General features: G+C 42.6%; 17 protein-coding genes. 8 read left to right on the top strand and 9 right to left on the bottom strand.

The annotated features are described in order from the left end of the window. Positions 1–65: 65 nt before the first annotated feature. From infB to rimP, 3 genes are all read right to left on the bottom strand, one after another. The gene (gene infB, locus EZ437_RS04860; RefSeq protein WP_131593791.1) at positions 66–3164 is read right to left on the bottom strand and encodes a translation initiation factor IF-2; all 3099 of its coding nucleotides are present in this window, start codon (positions 3162–3164) and stop codon (positions 66–68) included. An 84-nt stretch (positions 3165–3248) separates the two neighbouring features. Beyond that, entirely contained in the window at positions 3249–4484 is a 1236-nt protein-coding gene (gene nusA / locus EZ437_RS04855; protein WP_131593789.1) for a transcription termination factor NusA, read from the bottom strand. 3 nt (positions 4485–4487) lie between these two features. Beyond that, positions 4488–4952 (bottom strand): ribosome assembly cofactor RimP, encoded by a 465-nt coding sequence (gene rimP, locus EZ437_RS04850; protein ID WP_131593787.1) that lies wholly within the window; start codon positions 4950–4952, stop codon positions 4488–4490. A gap of 496 nt (positions 4953–5448) precedes the next feature. On the opposite strand from rimP, the gene EZ437_RS04845 reads away from it, so the two are divergent. The 3 genes from EZ437_RS04845 to EZ437_RS04835 are packed head-to-tail and all read left to right on the top strand — an operon-like array spanning position 5449 to position 9490. Next, a complete protein-coding gene (locus tag EZ437_RS04845; protein WP_131593785.1) occupies positions 5449–7887 on the top strand; it encodes a TonB-dependent receptor in 2439 nt (812 codons plus the stop codon). A gap of 14 nt (positions 7888–7901) precedes the next feature. Further along, positions 7902–9248, top strand: a complete 1347-nt coding sequence (locus EZ437_RS04840; RefSeq protein ID WP_131593783.1) for a PepSY-associated TM helix domain-containing protein — start codon at positions 7902–7904, stop codon at positions 9246–9248. Next, a complete protein-coding gene (locus EZ437_RS04835) occupies positions 9245–9490 on the top strand; it encodes a hypothetical protein (protein WP_131593781.1) in 246 nt (81 codons plus the stop codon). Before EZ437_RS04840 ends, EZ437_RS04835 begins: the two co-directional genes overlap by 4 nt. Here EZ437_RS04835 and EZ437_RS04830 read toward each other — a convergent pair whose 3' ends face one another. Further along, the gene (locus tag EZ437_RS04830; RefSeq protein WP_131593779.1) at positions 9491–11215 is read right to left on the bottom strand and encodes an FAD/NAD(P)-binding protein; all 1725 of its coding nucleotides are present in this window, start codon (positions 11213–11215) and stop codon (positions 9491–9493) included. It abuts the gene before it with no gap. A gap of 119 nt (positions 11216–11334) precedes the next feature. Between EZ437_RS04830 and EZ437_RS04825 the strand changes: the two genes are divergently transcribed. Both EZ437_RS04825 and EZ437_RS04820 read left to right on the top strand, forming a co-directional pair. Next, the gene (locus EZ437_RS04825; protein WP_131593777.1) at positions 11335–11937 is read left to right on the top strand and encodes a DUF1543 domain-containing protein; all 603 of its coding nucleotides are present in this window, start codon (positions 11335–11337) and stop codon (positions 11935–11937) included. A gap of 663 nt (positions 11938–12600) precedes the next feature. Beyond that, positions 12601–13080 carry an Lrp/AsnC family transcriptional regulator gene (locus tag EZ437_RS04820; protein WP_131593775.1) on the top strand — a complete coding sequence of 160 codons (480 nt, stop codon included), beginning with the start codon at positions 12601–12603 and terminating at the stop codon, positions 13078–13080. 7 nt (positions 13081–13087) lie between these two features. On the opposite strand, the gene EZ437_RS04815 is transcribed toward EZ437_RS04820, so the two are convergent. Then, a complete protein-coding gene (locus EZ437_RS04815; RefSeq protein ID WP_131593772.1) occupies positions 13088–13492 on the bottom strand; it encodes a hypothetical protein in 405 nt (134 codons plus the stop codon). Positions 13493–13561: 69 nt separating this feature from the next. On the opposite strand from EZ437_RS04815, the gene EZ437_RS04810 reads away from it, so the two are divergent. Then, the gene (locus EZ437_RS04810; protein ID WP_131593770.1) at positions 13562–13906 is read left to right on the top strand and encodes a phage holin family protein; all 345 of its coding nucleotides are present in this window, start codon (positions 13562–13564) and stop codon (positions 13904–13906) included. 21 nt (positions 13907–13927) lie between these two features. Here the strand turns inward: EZ437_RS04810 and EZ437_RS04805 are convergent, their stop codons facing one another. The 3 genes from EZ437_RS04805 to panC form a co-directional block, all read right to left on the bottom strand. Beyond that, complete coding sequence (locus tag EZ437_RS04805) at positions 13928–15067, bottom strand: acyl-CoA dehydrogenase family protein (protein WP_131593768.1); 1140 nt, start codon at positions 15065–15067, stop codon at positions 13928–13930. A 98-nt stretch (positions 15068–15165) separates the two neighbouring features. Further along, positions 15166–15516 carry an aspartate 1-decarboxylase gene (gene panD / locus EZ437_RS04800; RefSeq protein WP_131593766.1) on the bottom strand — a complete coding sequence of 117 codons (351 nt, stop codon included), beginning with the start codon at positions 15514–15516 and terminating at the stop codon, positions 15166–15168. 46 nt (positions 15517–15562) lie between these two features. Then, a complete protein-coding gene (gene panC / locus EZ437_RS04795; protein WP_131593764.1) occupies positions 15563–16423 on the bottom strand; it encodes a pantoate--beta-alanine ligase in 861 nt (286 codons plus the stop codon). A 151-nt stretch (positions 16424–16574) separates the two neighbouring features. Between panC and EZ437_RS04790 the strand changes: the two genes are divergently transcribed. Together EZ437_RS04790 and EZ437_RS04785 are read left to right on the top strand one after the other, a co-directional pair. Beyond that, complete coding sequence (locus EZ437_RS04790; protein ID WP_131593762.1) at positions 16575–17399, top strand: glycogen/starch synthase; 825 nt, start codon at positions 16575–16577, stop codon at positions 17397–17399. 18 nt (positions 17400–17417) lie between these two features. Next, positions 17418–18863, top strand: a complete 1446-nt coding sequence (locus tag EZ437_RS04785; RefSeq protein WP_131593759.1) for a DUF4270 domain-containing protein — start codon at positions 17418–17420, stop codon at positions 18861–18863. A 70-nt stretch (positions 18864–18933) separates the two neighbouring features. Here EZ437_RS04785 and EZ437_RS04780 read toward each other — a convergent pair whose 3' ends face one another. After that, entirely contained in the window at positions 18934–19356 is a 423-nt protein-coding gene (locus EZ437_RS04780) for a single-stranded DNA-binding protein (RefSeq protein WP_131593757.1), read from the bottom strand. Position 19357: the final 1 nt, after the last annotated feature.

Raw genomic sequence — 19357 nt, 5'->3', positions numbered from 1 at the left:
AACAAAACAAAGCGCATTGAACTTAAACCTTCCAATGCGCTTTTCAATATAATTACAAGAAGTTATTACAATTTTCGTTTCACCTCTACCTGTTCGTAAGCCTCCACTATATCCCCAACCTCGATGTTGTTAAAATTATGGATATTCAATCCACACTCATAACCCCTCGACACTTCTTTAACATCGTCTTTATAACGTTTTAATGAAGCAAGCTCTCCTGTATAGATCACCACACCATCACGAACGATACGGATCTTACTGTTACGTGTAATCGTACCATCAAGCACCATACATCCGGCAATAGTACCCACCTTAGTAATTTTGAAAGTATCTCTGATCTCCACATTGGCAGTGATCTTCTCTTCAAATTCCGGAGCAAGCATACCTTCCATCGCCGCTTTGATCTCATTGATCGCATCGTAGATGATAGAATACAAGCGAATATCAATTTGTTCCGCTTCAGCAAGCTTACGCGCACCTGGCGAAGGCCTTACCTGGAAACCGATGATGATCGCATCAGAAGCTGAGGCCAGCAATACATCAGATTCAGAGATCTGACCCACCGCTTTACTGATCACATTGATCTGTATTTCAGGGGTAGACAATTTCAACAGGGAGTCAGACAATGCCTCGATAGAACCATCCACATCACCTTTCACAATCAGGTTGAGCTCCTTAAAGTTACCGATCGCCAAACGACGGCCGATCTCATCCAATGTGATGTGTTTCTGTGTACGAAGGCCCTGCTCACGCATCAGCTGTAGACGCTTGTTGGCAATCTCTCTAGCTTCCACTTCACTTTCCATCGCGTTAAAACGGTCACCAGCTGTTGGCGCACCCTGCATACCCAATACCTGTACCGGTACTGAAGGGCCTGCTTTATCCACTTTCTGTCCACGCTCATTGAACAATGCTTTCACACGTCCGCTATAGCTTCCGGCCAGGATCGGATCACCCACTTTCAATGTACCTGCCTGTACCAGGACCGTAGTCACGATACCACGCCCTTTATCTAAAGTAGCCTCAATGACACTACCTGTTGCACGCTTGTCAGGGTTTGCTTTCAATTCCAGCAATTCCGCTTCCAATAAAACTTTCTCTAACAGAAGGTCTACATTTAATCCGCTTTTACCGGATATTTCCTGCGACTGGAAGTTACCGCCCCAATCCTCTACAAGAATGTTCATCGTAGACAATTGCTCGCGTATTTTTTCTGAGTTTGCACCCGGTTTATCAATTTTAGTAAAGGCAAATACCAATGGAACGTTAGCTGCTTGGGCATGGCTGATCGCCTCTTTTGTTTGTGGCATCACCGCGTCATCCGCAGCGATCACAATGATCGCGATATCCGCTACCTTGGCACCCCTTGCACGCATCGCCGTAAAGGCCTCGTGACCCGGTGTATCCAGGAAGGTAACTTGTTTGCCCGTCGCAGTTGTCACCATATAGGCACCAATGTGCTGGGTGATACCACCGGCCTCACCTGCTACCACATTTGCTTTACGGATATAATCCAGCAAGGAAGTCTTACCATGATCCACGTGACCCATGATGGTCACAACTGGTGCTCTTGGCTGCAATTCCTCATCTGCATCTACCTCTTCAATGATGCTATCGCTCTCATCGTCAGGTTTCACAAACTGAATCTCGTAACCAAACTCGTCGGCCACGATCGTCAGTGTCTCTGCATCCAAACGCTGGTTGATCGACACAAACATACCAAGACTCATACAAGTACCAATAATTTTGGTTACCGGTACGTCCATCATGGAAGCCAGTTCATTTGCCGTTACAAATTCTGTAACCTTCAAAACTTTAGACTGAAGTTCTTGCTCCATTGCCGCTTCTTCCGCAGAAAGGGCGACGTCATCTCTTTTACCACGACGTAGTTTAGCACGCTGTGCGAATTTACCAGATTTACCGGCACCGCTCAAACGGGCAAGTGTCGCTTTGATCTGATCTTGTATTTCTTTTTCCGTAGGCTCTTCTTTCGGACCGCCTGAAGACGGGGCTCCCGGTTTATTGTTTCTGAAATTAGGCCTGTTGGCTGTATTGTTTGTATTGTTCCTGAAATCTGGTCTGTTACCAACAGGAACCGGAGGTCTTTGCTGATTAGGCTGACCACCTTGTTGTTGATTGCCCGTATTTGGCTGACCCTGACCTGGCTGGCCTGGACCTTGCTGGCCCGGATGTCCTCCTCCAGGAGTTTTCTTACGCTTACGTTTTCTTTTTGCATCTGCACTCTCACCTGAAGAGGCAACGGGCTGAGATTTACGGTCGGGCGTTACAGGCAAGGTAATCTTACCAATAATGTTTGGACCGGAAAGTTTTACTGAACGTGCTTTGATCACGTCATTATCATCAGCCTTATCGGCAGGTTTAGCTTCTAGAGGGGCTGGAACTGGCGTCGCAGCAACTGGGGCAGGCGTTACGGCCGGCTCCTGTTTAACCACTGGTTCTTCCACTGGCTTAGGCTGCTCTGCCACAACTGGCTTTGCAATCTCCTCGTGTTTAGGAGCTTCCTCCACAGGCTTAACAGCTTCTGCTGGTTTTGCCGCAGCTTCTTCCTGTTTAGCAGTTTCCTGCACTACTGGAGCTTTAGGCTCAGATGCTGGTACAGGAGTATCTTCCCTTCTCACAGGCCGGGTCTTCGAATTTAAATCATCAAGATTTATCTTTCCTACTATTTTAACTCCCGGCAATCCGCCTTCCTCCTGCCTGTCATCCTTGCTCAAAACGCTCTCAACGCTCTCAGCGTTCCCTACTTTCTCCACGCGCTCCGCTACCGGAGAAACTGGTGCAGCAGGTTTTACAGGCTCTTCTTTTACCTTTTCAACAGGAGGCGTATAAGCATTCAGGTTCTTAATTAAGATCCCTTCATTTTCGAATTCAACATTTTTTCTAGGTGCCTCAGCAACTTTTTCAGTTACTTCAGGTTCATCACGACGAATTTTACCAATAACAATCTGATTGGCTTCTTCTTTTACGATTTTATCGCCCTGAAACTCCTTCAACAATGCATTATACATGTCGCGAGAGAGCTTAGTAGTGGGTTTATTCTCAACAGAAAAGCCTTTCTTTTCCAGAAACTCAACGGCCGTAGCTATCCCTACGTTAAGTTCCTTAACTGCCTTAAATAAAATTATTGGTTTGTCGTCTGACATTGATTATCCTATTTTTCTTTTAATTCTTATTACAAAAGTAACGTTTATTCTTGTTTATTTCATGTGTGAAGCGCAGTTTTTGTATTACTCAAACTCTGATTTTAAAATGCTCATCACTTCTTTCACAGTCTCCTCTTCCAGATCGGTACGTTTTACCAATTCATCGATAGAAAGCGCCAATACACTCTTAGCCGTATCACAACCAATAGCTTTAAGTTCATCAATGATCCAGCTATCAATTTCATCCGAGAATTCTTCTATATCCACATCCTCATCTTCTTCACCTGCTTCACGGTATACATCTATCTCATAACCTGTCAATTTACCTGCCAGTTTGATGTTGTGTCCACCACGGCCAATGGCCAGTGAAACCTGGTCCGGTTTTAAATAAACCGCAGCATGTTTAGTGTCATCATCCAGTTTGATCGAAGTGATCTTGGCAGGGCTCAATGCCCTGGTAATGTATAGTGAAATATTATTGGTAAAGTTAATTACGTCAATGTTCTCATTTTTAAGCTCTCTTACGATACCATGTATCCTCGATCCCTTCATACCCACACATGCTCCTACCGGATCAATTCTGTCATCATAAGATTCTACCGCAACTTTGGCTCTTTCTCCTGGCTCTCTTACAATCTTTTTGATCGTAATCAGGCCATCAAAGATCTCAGGAACCTCAATTTCAAATAACCGCTGTAAAAACTCAGGGGCAATTCTTGAAATAATGATCTTAGGCGTAGCATTTACCATATCCACTTTAAGGATTACAGCACGCACAGTATCCCCTTTTTTGAAATAATCTGCAGGAATCTGTTCCGTCTTAGGCATCATCAGCTCATTGCCTTCATCGTCAAGCACCAAAGTTTCCTTTTTCCATACCTGGTATACTTCACCAGTTACGATCTCACCCACTCTGTCCTTATATTTTTTAAAGATCTCGTCTTTTTCCAGTTCCAGTACCTTAGATACCAGTGTCTGACGGGCAGCTAAAATAGCCCTGCGGCCAAAGCTTTCCAAAGTGATCTGCTCAATGTAATCGTCGCCGACTTCCATATCCGCGTCAAGTGCTTTAACTTCTGCAAGTTCAATTTCCAGATCATCATCCTCAGAAAAGCCATCTTCCATCACTTTTCTGGTTCTCCAGATCTCCAAATCCCCGTTATCCGGATTAACGATTACGTCGCAATTCTCATCAGTACCGTATTTCTTGCGCAGCATACTACGAAATACCTCTTCCAGCACACTAATCACTGTAGGACGGTCGATGTTCTTGAAGTCCTTAAACTCCTGAAATGAATCGATTAAATTAATATTGCTCATTTGTTATTTAAATGAAATTAACACCTTTGTTTCTGTTATGTTATTAAAGCCGACACTGGTTTCTGCCAGTTCCGCCTTTTTACCTTTTACTTTTACTTTAGCTTCTATGACAATCCCATTGTCATCTACACTCAGCAACTTACCCTCTTTCACCTCACCGCCTTCCAGCTTAACGCTCAGCTCCCGGCCAATATTTTTGTGGTATTGCCTGGTCAGTTTTAGTGGCTCACCTATACCCGGCGATGAAACTTCCAGATTGTATGCTTTTTCAATCACACTCTCTTCCTCCAGATGGAAACCCACATGTCTGCTAATGGCTGCACAATCCTGAATATTGATCCCTTCATCACCGTCAACATGGATAATAAGCTTGTTATTTGGCAGCATTTTTATGTCAACCAAAAACAGCTCAGGTCTGTCGGCGATTTTCTCTTCAACCAGTTCTTTTACTCTCTTTTCTACTTGCATAATGAATTAGCCAGTAACAGAAAAGAGGGGACACCTGCCCCCTCTTACCTCTATTACAGTGCAAAGATAAGAATAATTTTGGTAAAATAAAAATCAGGAACGCAACTGTATCATCTGCACAAAACCTGTTAAAATGACCTATTGAGAATTCTGCCTCTTCAGTATAAGACATGGAAGACATAAGACACTTAATCGCTTTGGCTTCTAACCGTCCTTTATCTGTGTACTTTTGTCTTCCGGATTACCTCTGGGCCAGGTTCGGCCCAGGTTCGGCTCATGAGCGGGTTTGTCCGAACCTGAGCCGAACCTGAGCCGAACCTGGCCCGAAGCTCGTCCGATGCTCAAAGGGTGTCAGATCAAACGCAAATCAAACGCACACAATGCAAAAAGCGGTCTTTCAAGACAGGGAACGCTATTAAGATTTATTATAAATAATTACGGATTTATCAGTAAAATATCTATCATTGCGGTTTATTTTTAACAAATCTAAATAAGCATGAAGATATTCTACCGTTCGCTCTCTTTGTTTTTTCTGTGCATCTTAGCTCAATCTGTTTATGCGCAGTCCGTTCTGACCGGAAAGATTCTGGATCAATCTAACAAACCTATAGCTGGTGTTACCGTAAAATTACTTGAAAAGAATGCTACCACAAGCACTGACGCTGAGGGAGAATTTTCCTTTCAAAGTATGGAAACAGGAACTTACAACATCTCTGCTTCTTATATAGGCTTTGAAACCAAACAGGTTAAATATAATTTTAAAAATAATAGTCAGTCATTAATAATCGTCATCCGGGAAGACGACAACGATCTGCAAGGTGTGGAAATAACCGGACGAAAAGAACAGGCCTATAAAAACACCAAATCATTTTCAGGCACAAAAACTGAAACGCCCTTGAGATATGTACCTCAGTCCATCAGTTACGTCACCAAGGAGGTAATTGATGATCAGCTAGCCTTCAAAGCAAGTGATATCATTAAAAACATCAGTGGTGCTACCCACTTTTCTTTTTACAACAATGACATTGCACTAAGGGGCTACCGCTCCGGTAATGCTTTAATCAACGGATTGAGAACACCTACCAGTAGCTGGAGTCAGCCGCTGTTGCCAAATGTTGAACGTGTCGAAGTGATCAAAGGACCTGCATCTGCCTTATTTGCAAATACCGATCCGGGGGGTACTGTAAATACGGTAACGAAAAAACCTCTTGATGAGGCACGTAAATCCATCAACTTCGCTACAGGAAGCTTTAATACCAATAGGCTTACTGCAGACTTCACCGGTCCCATGAATGAGAATAAAACATTACTCTACCGCCTAAACCTTGCTTATCAAAACGCAGAATCTTTCCGTGTGCTGCAAGGTGGTGAAGATGTAGTAATTGCTCCTTCTATTTCTTTTATACCAGACGATAAGACGCAGGTGAACTTTGACTTTGTGTACTCCAAAACCAAAAGCCGCCTGGATCGTGGTCAGCCAATTTTTGGTGCTACTGCCGGAACAAACCTAAATTCTACTCCGATCTCATTTGCTCTCGGAAAAAGAAATGACTTTGAAAATGAACTCAACCTATATGTAACGACTTCAATGCAAAGAAAGATCACCGGCTATATTACTTTCAATGCTTCTTATATGAAATTCATGTATGAGGAAGATCTACTGGAGCACCGTACTTCTAACCGGTATGCGGTAGATGCAGCCGGCAATTCCATTCCAACAAAGATGGAAATGCAGACCATTCGCAGACAAGGAAAGAATTATAGCGACAATCTCACCGGATATTTCATTACGGATGTTAAAACTGGCCCACTTACTCATAAAATAGTAACGGGTTATGACTACATACAAAACGAAACACCGATAGGAAACTCAAATTATAACGCTACCGGCTATCGCAAAGTCGACGGAACAGTTGGAAACTACAACAAAAATACTCCCGCTCTTTTCGTCATGAAAGGCGGAGTTCCGGTCCCTAATGTTCCGCACTTTGACTTGATCAATCCAGATTATTCCATCTCTGAAATCTCCGGCTATATAAATGCTTCTTCACAGACAGAGCCTTCAAAATATTATGTAAATGGTGTTTATATTCAGGATCAAATCAGCATTGGCAAATTCCAGGCCTTGCTCGGACTCAGACAGGAGTACTATACTGATGTTACCAGCTACAAGAAAACCGACGAAAAAACGGTAGAACAAAATGCGTTAATTCCACGGATCGGTTTAGTGTACACTCCTTTTGATCAGGCAAGCTTCTATGGAACATATACAGAGGGATACCAGCCACAGGGTGCTGCTCAGATCGGAGATCCGGCACGGTTTGGAGGGCCATTTGACCCGCTGACAAGCAACATGTATGAAGTTGGGGCAAAAACGGAATGGTTCGAAAAACGTCTTGCCGCAAATATTTCATTTTATCAAATCAAACAGAACAACATACTGCAGAATGCCGGAAGTGAAGGAAACCCAGAATTACTTGACGCAATCGGTCAGCAAACCTCAAAAGGCATCGAGTTGGATATCAATGGTTCAATCCTTACCAACCTGAGCGTTTCTGCTAATTTTGCGATCAGCAGAGCGGAAACTACCAAGGATGAAGACGAAAGTAAAATCGGCTTGCTAAATCCCAACGCCCCTAAGGCGCAAGGTAGTTTATGGGCTAAGTATACGTTCCTAAACCCTGAATTGAAAGGTCTTGGCGTAGGAGCTGGTGTAAATTATACCGGCAAACGCAACACCTTGAATGTGGCCTTGGAACTACCTGAATATACTGTGTTTACGGCTGCCCTGTACTACAACATCGATAAATTTAAAATATCTGGAAATCTGAACAATGTGTTCAACAAAACGCATTGGGTGGGCGGGTATGACTACAACCGCTTATATCCTGGTGCTCCAAGGAATTTCCTGATCGGTATTGGGTATACTTTCTAATCAATAAAGCAAAGATGGCACCGGATAATAAGGATAAGGATCAAAAGCTGCTCTGGCGGATACACCACTGGACAGGACTTTATGCAGGAATCATCATTGGCATATTGTGCTTCACCGGTGCTGTGGCTGTGTTCATTCCTGAAATAGATTCTCTAATCCTCAAAAACTATTATTCGGTTTCGTCCTCGACGATATCTGATCCCTCGGCCTTGCCAAGTATTAATAATGCGCTGGCCGAAACGAAGAAACAATACCCTAAAATGAGTGGCTTGTTAATAGACATGCCAGAAAAGGCCGGACAAGTGGCTACTTTTAGCTTTTCGGTGAAAGGGGAAAAAAAATCAGACAACAAGTTCTATTATCTCTTTATAGACCCTGTAAAAGATAAAATACTGGGTAGCCGGGACCGGCAAAATTCACTGGCCAACTACCTGAGGCAGATGCATGTCAGACTCTATGAAGGCTTTTGGGGCAGGCAACTGGTAGGCTTAGGCGGTATTGCATTCATTGTAGTCACCGTTACCGGTTTCCTGATCTATGGCAAATTCATGAAAAAGCAGCCATACCCTAAGATCAGAAAAAAGAACACCCGCATTTTAATGGCCGACTGGCATAAAATATTGGGCATAACCGCATTGGCTTTTAACTTTGTGATCGCCTGTTCAGGTGCCTGGCTGGGATTGCAGCCAAAGCTGATGCAATGGTTTGACATCAAAGCTCCCAATGACCATGAATTTGATAAAGTCATGGACCCTAAAGAGGATGCAAAAATTACCGTCGACTGGGACGAAGTATTTAAAGCAGTGCGGCAAGAATTCCCCGGACTCAAACCCGGCTACATCCGTGCTTCAGAAGACGGTACTGCCACGATTGAAATACACGGAAGTATAGAGGGCCAGATTTATGAGAAGAACATCAATACATTAGTGATCGCGAAGAAAACGTACCAGCCTGTTTTTAAATGTGATCTGCGAAATGCTTCTTTTATAGACAAATTCTATTCCGTACAGGAGGCGCTTCATTTTGGAGATTTTGGTGGCCTCGGACTAAAGATCGTCTATACCATACTGGGTCTTGTAAGTGCATTCCTATCTATCAGCGGATTTGTAGTTTACCTGTCCCGTACAAACAAAAAGGAGAAAAGAAAGACCAGTCCGTTAAAAACGACTTTCATCTATTCTATGCTCATTCTTTTTGTACTGATACTGATCGCAATGATCAGCATGTTTATCGGTTACCGGCAGGCATCGACACTGGCAGCCTATATCATTAATGGCGGTCTGGCAATATTTCTTGTTTATTCGCTGTGGAAATACATTCTTAAAAAAATGAACCCTAAAGCTAGCTTACCCGTATCATGAAGGCATTTCGTTTAGTACAGCACTGGCTGATCCCTTTTGCCCTCATTTCAGCCAATGCAGCGCTTATACACCTCCTTTATCTCCTCTACTTTAAGGGAATACACCTCCATTCATTGTATATATTCCTGTGCCTGACAGGGCTGATGGCCGGCATTGTCCTTAAAAATAAATACCTTCTGCTTATTGGAATAGCGGTCTATTGGATCGCATTGATCACAATTCTCTCCACAGGACTAAGATAGCTATATTTCAACCGTTTTTATTGCCTTCACGACCTTATCAGATGCCGCCTCACAAAAATCAATGCCCGAGTAATCCGGGTTATACCCGCCTATATACGGCACCGCCAGGATATAAATCCGTTCATTGGCAATCCCCTTTCCATCTACCACCTGGAAATTGTCGTTGATGGTAATCCCCGGAACTTTCAAAAAGAATGCCCCGTCATCATCCTGTTCCACCAGCTCATTGCCTGAATCAACTTCTTCCTTCGCTATGGCTGCCGACTGAAATCTAAGCCTGGCCGGACTAACCGTATTGCCTTCCAATAGTCCTTTAAAAGGAAAATCTTCCATGGAGAGATGTGGCTGTCCCACACAGTCTACAAACGTCTCGAAATGCTGAACCACAGTTTCACCGTCTTCATCTGTATAATGGTAATCAGCCCCGCCTGAATCTACCGGCAGGATACGGCTGTCATCGCCTACCGAAACCAGGTCTAAAACCCCCGCATCATGAAGGGCCATTAGTTCGCGACAGGAACTTTGGGGAACAAAAGCAATCACAATGGAGATCAGCGGCATCAGCACTTTCTGCAGTCGCTGCATATCCTCGGCCGAAAGGTATTTGGCCGGGTAGTTCATGGCAAAACTAAGCACCGCCAGCATTTCCTTCCAATAAATTGATTCCCGCTTTTTTATCGACAGCTCTGCTTCTACATATTCTTTCCTGAACAGTTCAAAAGGGGATATTTTCTCCCTCATTTCCATCATGGCTGCTACAAAGCTTTCAATGTCCATGTCCTTAATAAGGTAGTAGAACTCAGGGTCTTTTTCCGGAAACATGTCTTTAAAGTTTTTCTCAAATACAAAATCCAAAGACAGGAACCCGCCATTTTCTGCAATGTTCTTTTCAATTTCTTTCCGGCCGATCAGCGCATCTTTTCCAAGATGTGAATCTTCCAGGTGGAACCTGATAGCAGGTAAAAGTCCATTCCGTGAATGCATCACTATTTTAAAGTCTTTACAATCAGCATCCAGCTGATAACAAATCTTTCCATCTGCTTCTTCAAAGGTTCCGTTTTTTCTTGCCATCGTCCTCAGCGCATCAATAGCCGTCAGGGAAGCTCCTTTTATGCCAACTGGATGGTTTAGCGTCATTGCAAGCTTCCGGGGAGGATAGGGAGAATCGAAATAACCAGGTATGCGACCTTCGTGTTTCTTCGGCCAGTTATGCCCGGTGCAAACAACCACATGATCAAATATCAGTTCGCCCAGTGTATCAACCGTTACTAAAACAGTGCCGTTGGCTGCTTTATCATGAAGATCTGTGACTTTTGTATTTAAATGGACAACAGTAACAATGCCCTTCTTTTCGGCTACTTGCTGCAATAGCCCGAACTGGGCAGAAAGATATTCCCCAAAGAACAATCTTGGAAGCACCTTATATTCATTAAAATTCTCAGCATTAATGTTAAACTTTTTGAGCACTGCAGGCGGGGCTTCCTTAACCCATTCTTCAATGGTGTTGAATATCACAGGGATTTCATTATCAGAAACATTGGTAATGTGCTCTTCACTGGCACCTTCGTTACTGTAAGGCATACCGGCACCAAGATAATTTTTACGTTCAAAGATCTCTATTTCTATATTTTGTAGTTCAGACTCTATTAGCCGCTTGTACATAAACAGACCGCTCGGCCCGCCGCCAAGTATCGCAATACGTTTTTTCACCGTTGTGTTACCCATTTTCTAATTATCTGGCATATATACCCAATTGAAGGTCAAATTGTTTTAATAAGAGGAGACAAACCATTTAACTTATAACTTTGTAAAAAAATGCCGCCAAATGCAGGCCTATACAAATTATGAATGAACTACAGCTTCAGCCAGGAACTCCCAGGCTTTACATGGTCTTATTAGGTTCCAAAGCTCCCCGGCGAAATGTAGAACAACATGACTATTTCTTTGGCATAGCGGACAGTCTGAAAGAACTGATACCCCAGATGCGCGCATTCTGGCCGGAGGCGGGCGATAGTCTGCACATAGATGGCTGGCGTGAGGTAAACGTGGTAGATGGCTATGAAGTAAAGGTAGTGCCACGCACGCAAAGTTTTCTAACCGCGGAAAAAGCTCAACCTGCATTCCCGGAAAAGCTATTTTTCATCAACCTTGGTGGGTATCAGACAGGCAAACTCGAAGAGCAGCACTATACGGTATTATCAGTAAAAACAGATCGCGCGCAGGCTGTGCAAGAGGCAAAAAAAACAATCTTTTTCAAAAGCAATAAAATCAAAGGCGCCAACTCTCATATAGATGAAAAGTACGGCATTGATGTCGACGACATCTATAAAATAGAAGAAATTCTCGATCCTGCTCTTAAAGAGAATTTTCATATTGAGATCGTCGCAAATGCGGGACTACCTGCCGATCAGGTGCACCTTGGATACTTCAAACTCGATAAACTGTAATAAATTCGGTACTTCATCGGACCTGGGTCAGTACTCCTTCGCAAAAAGCACGCAATTTCCGAACAAACTGCGATTAAAATGCGCCTGAGACATGAAACATCCGCAAATAATGCCAAAAATAGACAAAAACAAAACAGCAGGATTTCCATCCGGACAATCCTGCTGTTTAACCTAAATTTTAATCATCTTTATGAAAGAATGATTTGAATGCATACCGGCTAACTACTTCCGGTGCACTTACAGAAACCCGGGATGATCGGTCTCGGATAAGTATTTTTATGGATATAATCATTTCCAATCATATTATTAAGACTGAACTCAAAGCCGCATGTTACATCCTGTCCGCACCGACAAATCTATAACCGGGCTTTGTGAGCTCAGGGTATTATTTGTCTATAAGACGCATCTAAGCTATAAAAGTTGCACAGAGGTATGAAAAAATATTGACTTTTGTGAAAACCGGAAAATTATTCTAAACGGCCCTTTGTTGCCAAAATTAAATTTTGTATAAAATGGAGGTAATACCATGTAAAAAAAATTCATTTCAGAAAATTTGTGAATGTCACAAGAATGTTATTAATTTGTATTGCAGGCATTACCCCTTGCCGGCTTTTATTGACCTAAATATTGTATGTTTTTTTATTAACAGTAACAAATGGTTATATGAATGCCCACACTTTGGATCAAATTGATCTTAATATCCTTAGCCTGCTACAGCAAGATGCCCGGCTAACAAGTAAAGAACTTGCGTACAAACTACGTAAAGGGAACACGACTATATTTGCCAGGGTAACCCGTATGAAGACACTTGGGTATATAACCGGTAGTGTGACGCTTATAGACCGAAAAAAATTCGGAGATATGCTAATTGCATTTACTCAGGTTAACATAACCAATCACAGCTGTGAAGCACTAACCGCTTTTCAGAAAAATGTGGTCCATTTCCCTGAAGTTTTGGAATGTTATCAGATGACGGGAGCGTATGATTTTTTGTTAAAGATAGTAGTAATTGATATGCCGGCATATAATAATTTTCTTGTTCAAAAGCTTGCCCGACTTCAAAATATAGGCGCCCTGGAAAGTCATTTTGTCCTTACCGAGACAAAAAGAGAGCTTGGCTATCCACTGGAAAGCCTTTTGTAACCAGCGCTCATCTTGTCAGCACCACCTGGTGTGGTCTTACTGCAGTATTCAATTGGGATTTTAGTATTTGTTCCTCCGTTCCAAACCTGGCGTTTAAATACGTGATCACCAGGTAGTCATTCCCACGCAAAAAAGGCCGGAATGGTTTAAAAACAATGTTCGTATCTGTGATTGTTAGTTTTCCTGCTAAAGGTGTTTCTTTAGTTAAACTATCTGTTTCGGACGGCGTTTGCAAAACCGAGATCAGGCTGTTCAGTACTGAATCCTGAGTCGCTACACCGGTAAGCTGGAGCAGGCCCGGCCGGTCAATATTACTAAACACGATACAGGTACTGTCTGCCGAAAAATCAATTAAAAGTGGCTTGCTATTTGTTGTGGAACAAGCAACCTGAATGCAGAAAAATAAATACATAACAGGCAGAAAAAGCCGGATGCCGGAAAATTTAATACGATATTTAACCATACCACTAAATTAAACATTATGAGACTGATTGTAGAAATTTTATTGATGGGCCTTGCGGTACTGCTTGGTGCCTACATTGTACCGGGAGTAGCCGTAGACGGATACGGAACGGCAATAATCGCAGCGATATTGATTGCCCTCGCAAATGCCACCATAGGTTTTATATTGAGGGTACTCACTTTCCCGATCAATTTTCTGACATTAGGGCTTGTTTCCTTCATCATCAGTGTTTTAATGATTTTACTGGTAGATAACCTGATGACGGGGTTTAGCACCACCGGATTCCTTGCTGCGGCAATACTGGCGATCGTGGTTGCGATTATTAAAGCAATCTTTGGCGCCATTGCGGGTACCAAAGATTAGTAAAGTAACTATAACGAACGCTTATCTCAAGATTTCCCTTGAGATCACCATTTTTTGAATTTCTGAAGTACCTTCATAGATCTGAGTAATTTTTGCATCGCGCATCAGGCGCTCTACATGATACTCTTTTACAAAGCCATAGCCACCATGGATCTGAACAGCTTCTATAGTTACATCCATGGCTACTTTAGAAGCATAGACTTTGGCCATAGAGCCTGCAAGGGTATAAGGTAGCCCCTGGTCTTTTAACCAGGCAGCTTTATAAACAAGCATGCGGGCTGCCTCTATATTGGTTGCCATGTCTGCCAGTTTAAATGCAATGGCCTGATGCTCGGCAATCGGCTTTCCAAACGATTTGCGTTCCTTGGAATAGGCAAGGGCCAGTTCGTAGGCGCCTGCAGCTATGCCCAATGCCTGAGCCGCAATCCCTATGCGGCCGCCTTCCAGCGTTTTCATGGCAAATGTAAATCCAAAGCCCTCTTCTCCTATCCGGTTCTCCTTTGGTACCTTAACATCATTAAACATGAGGGAGTGGGTATCGGAACCACGGATGCCCAATTTGTTTTCTTTAGGCCCCACGGTAAATCCCTCCATGCCCTTTTCAACGATAAAAGCATTGATACCTTTATGTTTTAAGGCCCGGTCAGTCTGTGCAATTACTAGATAGGTGGAAGCTGTACTGCCATTGGTGATCCAGTTCTTGGTTCCATTGAGCAGATAATGATCCCCTTTGTCTTCTGCCGTTGTTTGCTGAGAAGTAGCATCAGAGCCCGCCTCAGGTTCTGATAGGCAAAATGCACCGATCACTTCACCAGAAGCGAGTGGCTTCAGGTATTTCTCTTTCTGCTGTTCTGTGCCATAAGCTTCCAGTCCAAAGCAGACAAGGGAATTGTTTACAGATACTACTACCGAAGCAGAAGCGTCTATTTTGGACAGTTCTTCCATCACCAATGCATAAGAAACTGCATCAAGTCCGCTTCCATTGTATTTTGCTGAAACCATCATACCGAGAAAGCCTAGCGCTCCCAGCTTCTTTACCTGCTCAGCAGGAAATTTCTGATGTTCATCTCTTTCGATAACCCCCGGCTTTAGTTCAGTTTGTGCAAAATCCCTGGCAGCCTGCTGGATCATCAATTGTTCTTCACTTAGTTGAAATAACATAATATTATCTATCTAAAAATACGTACCGCCAAATTTAGTTAATTCTGGAGGGCAACACTATGTTTGCATAGTATTTTTTAAATAATATTTATTTTTACTTATTTCAGCAGTTTATTATTGTCGTCCGGAAATACGAGGATTGGGTGATATTTCTTAGCCTCTTCTATTGGCAAAGAGCCATAAGACATAATGATCAGGATATCGCCTACCTGAACTTTGCGGGCGGTAGCTCCATTTAAACAGATGGTACCTGTTCCACGTTCGCCTTTTATAACATATGTTTCAAAACGTTCACCATTGTTATTGTTAACGATCTGTACCTTTTCATTTGCGATGATCTGGGCGGCATCCATAAGATCTTCATCTATGGTAATGCTTCCAACATAATTCAATTCTGCCTGTGTTACTTTAACACGGTGTATTTTCGATTTTAATAGCTCGATAATCATTTTGCAAAGGTAACTATTTTTGCGGAGGAATACCTTTACCTCTTGTTCAGCTTAGTATCATATTATCAATCAGCCTGGTTTCGCCTACTTTAGCGGCCACAAGAACGACAAGACCGGAACCATGATCCGCTGTTGGGGGCATTAGCGTCTTACCGTCTGCTATTACAAAATAATCCAGTGCTACCCCGGGTGTTTGTTGAATCATTCGTTTTGCAGCTTCCTCCAGCAGGTGCAGCTTATCTTTACTATACTGATTTTCCGCCTTTTCAAAATAACCTTTTATATATTCAAGTGATTGGCACAGGACTACGGCGTGCTTCCTGTCTTCAGGATTGAGATGAATATTTCTGGAGCTCATGGCCAGGCCATCCTCTTCCCTGATAATGGGACAGGTGACGATCTTAACAGGCAAATCGAAATAGGCGACCATGTTTTCAATCATCAGTACCTGCTGATAATCTTTCTGTCCGAAAAAAGCCAGGTCAGGACCTACCGCATCGAATAGTTTCTTTACGATCTGTGTAACGCCTTGATAATGCCCCTTTCTGAATTCACCCTCCAGCAGGAACTCAGCCGGTCCGAGGTCAATATGCCAATGCTCTGGCACAGGATACATCTCTTTAACAGAAGGCATAAATACGACATTACATCCTGACGCACTAAGCATGGCCATGTCATGCTCAAGGGGCCTGGGGTATCTTTCCAAATCTTTTGGGTCAGTAAATTGTGTAGGATTTACAAAAATGCTGCAGACAACGATGTCTGCCTCAGACCTGGCGGCCTCGATCAGCGATACATGTCCTTTGTGCAATGCGCCCATTGTAGGCACCAAAGCAATTTTCTGTCCGGCCAATTTAATTGGGCCAAGCAGCGACTTTAACGCCGCAATCGTATTTATAACTTCCAAACCAGCTTATAAAATTTTTGGGGGTAAAGTTGGTTAATTATACATTACCAGCAAAACATCTTGCGTATTATATTGATAAATGTTATTATTTTGCTTACCTTTGCCCCTTGATAATCTTTTCTTTAACATAAATTTTTATTCGAATATGGAGATGGCAAAAACGAAGCTACTGATTGTTACACACGAGATGTCGCCTTTCCTTGAACTCACAAAGATTTCTGAAATTACCCGTCAGTTACCACAGGCGATGCAGGACAAAGGATTTGAGATCCGCATTTTAATGCCAAGGTTCGGTAATATCAATGAGAGAAGGAACAGGTTGCACGAGGTGATCCGCCTTTCGGGCATGAACATCATCATTGATGACAATGACAATCCGCTGATCATCAAAGTTGCTTCTATTCCTGCCGCACGTATGCAGGTATATTTCCTGGATAACGAAGATTATTTTCAGCGTAAATATGTATTCCGGGACAAAGAGGATAAGTTTTATGCAGACAATGATGAAAGGACTATATTCTTTTGCAAAGGTGCGCTTGAAACTGTGAAAAAATTAGGCTGGTCTCCGGATATTGTACACTGTCATGGCTGGATGACCTCACTGGTTCCTGCGTATATCAAGACCGTTTACAAAAACGACCCAACTTTTAAGAATTCTAAAGTTGTGTATTCTATTTATGAAAACTGTTTTTCTGAAACACTTAATACCGACATGTATAAAAAGGCTGTGATGAACTCAATGACAATTGAGGACACCAAAGCCTTTGAAAAGGCAGATTGCTCAGCACTGCACATAGGAGCCGTAACTTACTCAGATGCAGTAGTGTTAGCTGATGAAAACCTGAATGCAGATGTGTTAAAATTTGTTAAAGATTCCAATAAACCAACTTTAGCTTTTAATTTAACCGAAGATTTCGAAAACTTCTATTCATTGTATGAAGAAATTTCGAACGAAGAATTGGTTTCAATAGCATAAACTCAGGTATATTAAAATATGAAATTTATTAAACAAGACTTATTGACCCTGTTGATAGGTCTTTTTCTTTTTGCTTCGTGTAAAAGTTCTAACAGTATTGGTATCACCCCTGATCCTGATCTGGTTATCAAAGGAGCGCTTGACACGGTTCTGGTTGAGTCAAAAACAGTTCCCGAGGAGATCAAATCTACCCTGGGCTTTCCCAGACATCCGTTAGGTTATATAAACGGGGACCCCATTTTTGGAAATACAGAAGCAAGTCTTGCCATGTCGGTAACTTTACCGGCTGGAGGTTATGGCTTCGGGATTAGTCCAGTAGTAGATTCTGCCGTGCTTTTACTTCCGTATTCTACTCAGTTTTATGGCGATACAACTTCTTCTATATACAGCTTTAATGTGCATCAGCTTAAAAACGACCTGTCACTTGAAAAGTCCTTTTTAAGCAATAAGGTATGGCCGGTAGAAACGGATGTGCTAGGTACTTTTACGGGCAAGATCATGCCTAAAACGCCTGTAAAAGTCTTTGATATTGTAACAGGAAAGACAGACACCATTGTAACGTTGCCTCCTCATTTAAGGATCAAGCTGAGCAACGATTTCATTAAAAACAATATTATCGACCTGGATTCTGCGACAAGGTCCAAAAACGGAAAATTTGCGGCAGCGTTTAAAGGCTTGCATGTGAGTGTTAACAAGACAAATTCTACCGGTAAGGGTGGCATTATGTTTTTTGATTTTACAGGGGCCAATGCAAATGTCCAGATTTACTACAAGAAACAAAATGCAGCTGCGACTACTGAGAAGGATACAATAGCGGTAAGTTTTCCCATTGCGTCAACCACGGGGCCAATTGCTGCTACAGTGCTGCATGATTATACCGGGACTCCTGTTAAAACGCAGTTAGATGCCCCTAATCCAGCTACTCCATATAATGTTACTTATCTCCAGGCTTTGGGCGGTGTAAGGAACAAGATTTCTTTTCCTTCATTAAGCAAGTTCATTGAAAGAGTGAAAGGTGGAAATGCACGGGCTAAAATTGTCATTAATAAGGCAGAACTGGTGGTGAACCTAAGCAACGGAACTGATGTGGCACCTTTTACAGCGGCGCCACGTCTGGCATTGTATAGGCTTGATATAGCCGGACAAAGGGCCAATATTCCGGACAATGATGTACCTACACAAACTTCGGGAGATCCATACAGGTATGCGGGGTCAGAACTTGCTTTTGGTGGCTTTTATGAGACGGCAAATAAAAGATATGTATTTACAGTTACCAGCTATCTTCAAGACCTGGTCGATGGCAAGACGGAGGACTATGGAACTTATTTAGCAGCCAGTTCACTTACTGAATTTAACCTTAGCCCCGCTGTCAGTTCGGCTGCCAGAAGTGTAATCAATACAAAATCGCCTTCCACAGGCAATAAAGGCATTGAGCTAAAGATCTATTATACGTTAGTGAATTAATTACTTCATTTATGCTTCATGTCATCCTGAAATTAATTCAGGATGACATGAAGACAAATACCAATGATTTTTAAAACGGCAGATCGCCGGCAGGACCATCAATATAATCAGTTTCGCTTTTTGGAGTAGCATGTTCTGTACTTGCTGGAGTAGGTTCAAAATCGCTTTTCCTGCCAAGGATGGTAAAATTCTCTGCTACTATTTCCGTAACATATTTCTTTATCCGCTCTTTATCTTCAAAAGACCGGGTCCGAAGTTTTCCTTCTATATAGACCAGTTTCCCTTTTTGCAGGTACTTTGATGCAACTTCTGCAAGCCCCCTCCATAAAACAATGTTATGCCATTCTGTTTGTTCTATTCGTTTACCGTCTTTGTTATAGGTTTCCGAGGTTGCCAAAGGAAAGCTAGCCACCGTTACACCACCATCTAAATGTCTGACTTCAGGATCTTTGCCTAAATGTCCGACTAAAATAACTTTGTTAATACCTGACATG

The sequence above is a fragment of the Pedobacter psychroterrae genome (genome assembly GCF_004331695.1).
Classification (GTDB): domain Bacteria; phylum Bacteroidota; class Bacteroidia; order Sphingobacteriales; family Sphingobacteriaceae; genus Pedobacter; species Pedobacter psychroterrae.
Note: the sequence above shows the minus strand (reverse complement) of the source record. Positions and strands in the feature narration are given on the sequence as shown.